The organism is Nocardioides sp. (genome assembly GCF_031422975.1).
Lineage (GTDB): Bacteria > Actinomycetota > Actinomycetes > Propionibacteriales > Nocardioidaceae > Nocardioides.
In genome coordinates, this window is the sequence record NZ_JANPEO010000405.1 from 1 (window position 1) to 6,620 (window position 6,620).

Below are 6,620 nucleotides of genomic sequence, written 5' to 3' on the forward strand. Positions count from 1 at the left end.
GCCCGGACCGTGCTCCCACAGGCGGGTGCGTTCCTCGGCCAGCGACGGCAGCGCGGTCGGCTCCGGGTGGTGCCACATCAGGGCGCGTCGCTGCTGGTCCGCGGCCGTGCGCGCGACCTTGCGGATGTTGGCGAGGTAACGGAGGTATTCGGTCCGGGAGCCGGTGACCTGCTGTGCACGCTGCTTACGCTGCCGGTCGATCTGGACGACGATGAAGCCGACCGTGGCGAAGAGGAACATGCCGGCGGCGAGGAAGCTGCGTGTGCGGTTGCCGCCGCCCCCCATGGTTGCGACCAGGACGATGGAGCCGAGGCTGCCGAGCATCGGGATCGCGTTCATCAGCACGCCGCTGGCGCCCTCGTTCTCCTGGAGCTCCGGCGGGGGCTGGAGGACGATCTGACCGCGCGGCATCTCCGGTTCGTCGAGCCGCTGCCCGCCTCGCAGTGCAGTGCTCACGCGTGTTCCCCCTAGCGGTGCCCGGACCTTCGCCATGATGATAGGTGGGGCACGGACGACCTACTACCCTGCACAGCGTCGCCCGTTCTCTGGCAGGTCGATGATGCACAGGCGAGGGGGAGCAGTGTCCGGAGTGGTCTCCGAGGTGAGTCCCACCTCCGGCTCTGCCGCGACCATCGCGATCAGCGTGCACGGTCCGGTCGGTGTGCTCGACCTCGTGGTGCCGATCGGTGCCACCCCCGTCGACGTCGGTCGCGCCTACGCCGACCAGGCCGGGATGACCGCGATCCCGTTGCTCCAGACCCCGCTCGGCGAACACCTGCGCGCCGACCGCGCGCTCGCCGAGATGGGTGTCGAGTCCGGCGCCGTGCTCATCGCCGCGACCGGCGTACGCCGCGCCAGGCCCAGTCAGGACGACGGCACCCGGTCCGACCACATCGCCGAGACTCCTCAGGTCGCAGGCGTGGCGATGGCGCTCGCGGCGGGCGTCGCCGGCCTCTCCGCGTGGTACGCCGCACTGTCGGGCAATGACTGGCTGCGGACCGCCACCGTGGGGGTCCTGATGGCGTGCGCCCTCACCGCCGCACTCCCGTGGGGGCGCCACGCCCGGCAACGCACCGCCGGGGCGCCGGCCTTCGCGGCGGCCGCTGCCTTCGCCGCCTTCTTCGAGCCCGGTGACCACCTCCTGGCCGCGGTCGTGGCCGTCGGCGCACTGGCGGCTGCGCTGACCGCGGCCATCACCCGGGCCATCGCTGCCGATCGCGACCAGGTCCTGACGGTGTGGATCGTCGTCGGCTGCCTGGTCTTCGCGGTGTGCGCGATCAGCCCGCTGATGGAGTGGAGCGACCGGGTCTCCTGGGCCGTCCTGATCGTGTTGGCGATGCTCGGTGCGCGGTTTGCGCCGTCGCTCGCCATCGACGTACCCGACGAGGCTCTGCTCGACCTCGACCGGCTGGCCGTGACGGCGTGGTCGGCCCGCGACACGTCGAGCGGCCGTCGTGGCCGCCTCGTGATCCCTGAGTCGGCGATGCGCCGACTGGTCGCCGGCGCGACCCGCACCGTCACTGCCTCCTGCGCCGCGATCTTGCTGATCACCCTGATCGCGACGCCGTTGCTGCTGGGCACCGCGACCATCGACCTCGACCGGATCGGTGCCAGGTGTCTGACGCTCTTCGCCGGCGCGGCCATCGTGCTGGCGGCCCGGCAGTATCGCCACGCGGCAGCGCGGCGACTGCTGCGCGCGGCCGGACTGGCGAGCTGGGTGTGGTTGATCGCCTTTGAGATCGGTGACCTGCCGGCCACGTGGACGACCTGGGGCCTGGTGGTCGTCACGGTGCTCGGCGTCATCAGCCTGGCCGCAGGGGTCGCAACCGGCCGAGGTTGGCGCTCGGTGTGGTGGTCGCGCAAGGCCGAGGTGGCCGAGGGCCTCGCCGGCACGTTGGCCCTGGCATCGACTGTTGTCGCATCCGGCCTCTTCCGCGCCCTGTGGGAAATGACTTCGTGAGGTTTAGCCCCCGAGCGCTCGGGTACATCGATGACAGCGCGGGGGGCCGGGACGTCTCCCCGAGTGGACGGCTCGAAGCATCGGGCGTGATCCATCAAGAGCATCAACACTTCAGAGCACGACCACACAAAGTGAACTCTGCCGGGACGCACCCGCGGAGGGGGAAGGATTGAGATGAGCAACCTCAGCCAGACAGAGAAGGCGCTCTCCAAGGGAGCCGAGTTCGTCAACACGGCACGCGGAGACGTCAAGGGCAAGTGCAACACGCTCAGCGACCGCGTCGGCGACATGATGTCCGGATGGGGCGGCCAGGGCGCTTCCTCCTTCGGAAACCTGATGATCGCCTGGCAGGACAAGCAGGAGACGATCCTCAAGGCCATGGACCAGCTGGCGTCCTCCATGCAGGAGACCGAGAAGGACAACGTCTCGACCGACCAGTCGCAGTCCGACGCCCACCTCAACCTGCAGAACCGCCTCGGCTGACCGCCGCGACCACCCCAGACCTAGAAGGAGACAGAGATGGCGTTCGACGGAATCAACGTAGAGCACGGCAAGCTTGACCAGGGCTCGTCCGATGTCATGGCCGCCGCCAAGGACATCCAGGCCCGCCTCGACAACCTCGAGGACGAGCTGAAGCCCCTCGCCAGCGACTGGACCGGTGCCGCCAAGGAGGCCTACCGCGAGGCGAAGGCCACGTGGGACAAGGCAATCGCCGACATGATCGTCCTGCTCGAGCAGGCAAGTGCCAACGTGGACACGTCCAACCAGGAGTACAAGGCCGCCGATTCTCGCGGTGCCGCCCGCTTCTGATCGGCATCACGACCAGCTCGGACTTCAGGCCGGTCGCCCTTCGGGGCGGCCGGCCTTGGCCGTGTGCGAGCCTGCGTCCGGCGCTCTGTCGCCCATATAGTCTGCTTCCCGATCGGCGCGCAGGCGACTCGAGCAGGCACGGAGCAGCGATGGCCGAACCACGAAGCACACGGGGGACCTAGACCATGAGCCAGACGACGCCCGTCGGATCCGGACTCGTCCGGGTGACCGTCGCCTCGGGCTCGCGACGTGTCGACCTCGTCCTTCCGGGCGCGGTGCCCGTTGCCGAGCTCGTGCCGGAGCTTGCGCGCAGCGTCGGCATCCTCGACGCCAGCACCGTGTACGGCGGCTATCGGCTGGTCGCCCAGGACGGACGCCGGCTCGCAGGCGATGCCGGCCTGCTGATCCAGGGCATCGAGGACGGCGGCCTCCTCACCGTCACCGCGGGCATCGACGACGAGGCACCGCGCGTCTACGACGACATCGTCGAGGCGATGGCCGACGTGGTCGAGCACGAGCTCAAGCCCTGGGAGGCCTCCGCCGGACGGCGTACGGCGCTGGGTGCCGGCGGCCTGCTGCTCGGTCTCGGCGCCCTCGGGCTGCTCCTGCAGGGTGAGAGCACCATGGGCGGCCTGGCAGCCGCCACGGCTGCAGCTCTGCTGGTCGTCGGCGGGATCGTCCTCGCGCGTGGCCAGGACGAGCCCGAGGCCGGGGTCGCTATGGCGTTGCTGGCCGTGCTCTATGCCGGTGTCGCCGGACTCCTGCTCGCTCCCGGGGAGTTGGGCTCGTGGGGGTGGCCGTTGCCAGTGACGTTCTTCGGCGCCCCTCTCGCTGCTGCCGGGTCCGCGATGCTGCTGGTCGGCGTCGTCGCCGTGGTGGGCCTGCGCGAGGGGCGCTCGCTGGTCATCCCGGCGATCGTGGTCGGCGCGATGCTCACTGCCAGCGGGTTGCTGATGCAGGTCTCCGAGTTCGATCCCAGCGTCGTGTTCACCGTGCTGATGACGCTGGTGGTGCTGGCCGGCAGCATCTTCCCGTGGCTCGCGCTGGGCGTCACCGGGACGAAGGTCGACCAGATCTACTCCCTGCACGACATCACGGCCGACCCCGACGACATCGACCTCGTGCAGGTGGGCGCGGACGCCCGGGTGGCGCACGAGATCCTCCTCGCCGTCTCGGCAACGGTCGGCACCCTGCTCGTCCTGCTGGCTCCGCTCGCCGTCAGCCGTGGCGTGTTCGGCACCATCCTGGCCGCCGTGTGCTGCTTGGCCGTCATGTTCCGCACGCGCCAGTATCGCGCCGGCTCCGAGGTCCAGGCCGGACTGGTGTCCGGCATCCTCGGCCTCTTCTCGGTCGCGCTGTCGATGTTGCTGATCCACGACGGGTGGCGTGCCGGCGCCGCGGTCGCGCTCGCGGTCGTCGGCGCCGTACTCGTCGTGTCGACCCTGGTCCCGGCCCCACCGTCGGTGAGGCGCGGCAGGATCGGTGACGCGGTCGAGACCGCCACACTGTTGTCCCTGCTGCCGCTGATGGTCGTCGCCGCTGGTTTCTTCCAAGCGATCAAGGGCTGACACGTGGCAACGAAGAAGGACCTCGTCGAGGCCCACTCGTTCAGCAAGCGCCGCCTCGTCACCGCCTTCATCAGCGGCGCCCCCGGCGGCCGCGAGGTCGAGCCGGTGCGCCCGGGGCGCGTGCTGATCGGCGGCGTGGTCATCTCACTGCTGCTGCTGGCCGGCGCTGCCGTCGCCGGGTTCCTGATCGGTCGGCCCAACGCGCAGTGGCTCGAGGCCGGCAGCTTCGTCACCAGCAAGGACACCGGTGAGCAGTACGTCGTGCTCGAGGGCGGCGAGGACCCGGTGATCCGGCGCGTGCCCAACTACGTCTCGGCCCAGCTGCTGCTCGGCCAGTCGGACCTCACACCCTTCCAGGTGCGTGACAAGTACATCCGCGAGGTCACCCTCGGTGAGGACCTCGGCATCGACGACGCACCGGCCGGTCTGCCCGATCCCGATGGCCTGATCCAGGACGGTTGGACGGCGTGTACGGCGCCCGGTGCCGGAATCCAGGTCGCGGTCGACCGACAGCCGGCCGTCCAGGAGCTGAGCGGCTCCGCCTTCCTGGTGAGCAGCCGCGGCGTCTTGTCGTTGATCACCCCGGACGTCGCCGGCCAGGACGGCCGGGCCTACCGCTTCGAGCTGCCGCCCGACCCCACCGACGCAGGCACGATCGCGGACCGGCTGGGCTTCGGGGCGACCGAGCAGGCGCCCGAGGTCAGCGCTGACTGGCTCAACCTCTTCCCGCTGGGCCGGGCGCTGACGTTGGAGGCGTTCGGGGTCGCCGGGTCCGGCCAGCCGGCCGACTACCCCTCCGGCGTGGAGACCGATCTCTCGCGCTACCGCATCGGCGACCTGCTCACGACGCCCAACGGCAGTGCCTATCTCCTGGCCGACGACGGGCCGCAGCAGCTCAGCCCATTTGCCGCCACCATCTACGACGCGGTCGGCCCGGGGGCGCAGCCTCTCGACGGCGACCTGCGGGCTGGCCTGCAGTCCACGGAGTTCCCCGCCGAGTGGCCCGAGACGCTGCCCACCGCCGACCCGGCGCCGGAGTTGTGTGCGGTGCTGCACCCCGACTCCGGCGGTGCCTGGCGGGTCGCTCTCGCGGACGACCCGACCGGCGATGCGTCTGCCGAAGGACTCGCCGAGGGTCGCCACGACGTCGAGGTGCAACCCGCGGGCGGGGCCTATGTCCAGTCGGGCGCCGACGACGCGGCGACCGACGGCACCCCGTACGTCATCGACTCGGCGGGCTACAAGTACGAGCTCATCGGCGCCGAGGTGCCGGGCTACCTCGGCTACGGCGACACGCGTGCCCCGGTGGTGCCGAGCAGCTGGATGGACTTCTTCGAGGACAAGGTCGAGCTGTCGGTCAACTCGGCACGACGGGTGCCCGAGGACGCACCGGCGGACAGCACCGCCGGGGAGTCATGACGCGACGTAACGCCGCAGGTCTGCTGCTGGCCGGGCTAACCGGATCGATGCTGTCCCTCGTGGGGACCACGGCGTCGGTCGTGCTGCCGTCGGCGTACGCCGCAGAAGACGCCGTCTGCGGGGAGACGGTGCTGCCGGAGACCGAGGTGCTGGCCGGCAGCAAGGCGAAAGCCAACCCGCCGCTGGAGCGGATGCACGTGCCGCAGGCGCTGGCGGTCACCGACGGCCGCGGCGTGAAGGTCGCAGTCCTCGACAGCGGCATCCAGCCCGGCCTGGGCATCAGTCAGAGCGGCGCGTCGCTGGTGCTGGCCGGGCTGTCGCGCGTCCTGCTCTCCGGCCACGGCACCATCGTCGGCAGCCTCATCTCCGGGACCGACGGGGTGGCTCCGGGCGCCCAGGTGATCGACGTCCGCGTCTTCGACACCGCCGACGCCGACGTGTCGCAAGGAGAGAAGGCCGTCACCTCCCAGGGCATCGCCGACGGGATCCGCCAGGCCATCGCGCTGCACCGGACCAACCCGTTCCAGGTCGTCAACATCTCGTTGTCCGTCGGGACCGACGACCCCACGCTCAGGCAGGCGGTCAAGGACCTGCTCAAGCTCGACGTGGTCGTGGTCGCCTCCGCCGGCAATGCGGACCCGGATGCGCCCGAGAGCTTCGAGGGCACGGCCGACAACGACGCCGAGGTCTACCCCGGCGACTACCCGGGCGTGCTGGCGGTGAGTGCGGCCCCACCGCCCGGCGGCGCCTCGATCGGCTCCGTGGTCCCCAACCAGGACACGGACGTCGCGGCGCCCACCCTCGGGGCGATCTCGGTCAATGCCAACGGCCAACGCTGCGCGATCGACCAGGTGATGGCCGAC

The 6,620-nt window shown here is 70.7% G+C and carries 6 protein-coding genes and 1 pseudogene; 6 read left to right on the plus strand and 1 reads right to left on the minus strand.

Going from position 1 to position 6,620, the window contains the following annotated elements:
* Positions 1 to 456: pseudogene (locus RMO85_RS12225) on the minus strand (type VII secretion protein EccC); the annotation flags it as partial.
* Positions 457 to 601: 145 nt separating this feature from the next.
* Between RMO85_RS12225 and RMO85_RS12230 the strand changes: the two are divergent.
* The 6 genes from RMO85_RS12230 to RMO85_RS12255 form a co-directional block, all read left to right on the plus strand.
* On the plus strand, positions 602 to 1,960 hold the full coding sequence (locus RMO85_RS12230) for a hypothetical protein (RefSeq protein WP_310529003.1): 1,359 nt from the start codon (positions 602 to 604) through the stop codon (positions 1,958 to 1,960).
* A 174-nt stretch (positions 1,961 to 2,134) separates the two neighbouring features.
* Positions 2,135 to 2,443, plus strand: coding sequence for a WXG100 family type VII secretion target (locus tag RMO85_RS12235; RefSeq protein WP_310529004.1), 309 nt, complete (start codon positions 2,135 to 2,137; stop codon positions 2,441 to 2,443).
* Between the two features lie 36 nt (positions 2,444 to 2,479).
* Positions 2,480 to 2,770: a WXG100 family type VII secretion target gene (locus RMO85_RS12240; RefSeq protein WP_310529005.1), complete on the plus strand. Its 291-nt coding sequence runs from the start codon at positions 2,480 to 2,482 to the stop codon at positions 2,768 to 2,770.
* Between the two features lie 185 nt (positions 2,771 to 2,955).
* Positions 2,956 to 4,338, plus strand: coding sequence for a type VII secretion integral membrane protein EccD (eccD, locus tag RMO85_RS12245; RefSeq protein ID WP_310529006.1), 1,383 nt, complete (start codon positions 2,956 to 2,958; stop codon positions 4,336 to 4,338).
* Positions 4,339 to 4,341: 3 nt separating this feature from the next.
* Positions 4,342 to 5,757: a type VII secretion protein EccB gene (locus RMO85_RS12250; protein ID WP_310529007.1), complete on the plus strand. Its 1,416-nt coding sequence runs from the start codon at positions 4,342 to 4,344 to the stop codon at positions 5,755 to 5,757.
* The coding region (locus tag RMO85_RS12255; RefSeq protein ID WP_310529008.1) for a S8/S53 family peptidase at positions 5,754 to 6,620 on the plus strand (867 nt) is incomplete at its 3' end. The genes RMO85_RS12250 and RMO85_RS12255, both read left to right, overlap by 4 nt.

Bases quoted from the DNA above. Each gene is read 5' to 3' on its own strand.
- eccD (WP_310529006.1), top strand. From the start codon at position 2,956: ATGAGCCAGACGACGCCCGTCGGATCCGGACTCGTCCGGGTGACCGTC.
- RMO85_RS12240 (WP_310529005.1), top strand. From the start codon at position 2,480: ATGGCGTTCGACGGAATCAACGTAGAGCACGGCAAGCTTGACCAGGGC.
- RMO85_RS12235 (WP_310529004.1), top strand. From the start codon at position 2,135: ATGAGCAACCTCAGCCAGACAGAGAAGGCGCTCTCCAAGGGAGCCGAG.